Origin of the sequence: Clostridium polyendosporum (assembly GCF_018332455.1) — a bacterium.
Taxonomy (GTDB): domain Bacteria; phylum Bacillota; class Clostridia; order Clostridiales; family Clostridiaceae; genus Clostridium_AY; species Clostridium_AY polyendosporum.
In genome coordinates, this window is the sequence record NZ_BOPZ01000094.1 from 1 (window position 1) to 322 (window position 322).

The following is a 322-nucleotide window of genomic DNA, read 5'->3' on the forward strand; positions in this document are numbered from 1 at the left end:
GGTATAGAGAATATAGATGTTTTGAAGAATTATGTTTGCACTGTCCTTTTAAAGATAAATGTATAAGTGACAAGGCTAGATATAAAACCGTTAGAAGACATGTTTGGGAAGATTATAAAGACGATAATAAAAATTTCCTTAAAACTGAAAAGGGAAAAGGTATATACAATAGAAGGAAAGAAACAGTTGAGCGAAGCTTTGCAGATTCAAAAAATCTTCACGGGCTTCGCTATGCGCGTATGCGCGGACTTATCAAAGTTTCTGAACAATGCTTATTAACAGCAGCAGTTCAGAATATGAAGAAGATAGCAATGAGACTATC

Annotated in this window: 1 protein-coding gene; it reads left to right on the forward strand. The window is 34.2% G+C overall.

The annotated features are described in order from the left end of the window. Positions 1-322: transposase (locus CPJCM30710_RS17960; RefSeq protein ID WP_246503583.1), on the forward strand; the 322-nt coding region annotated here is incomplete at both ends.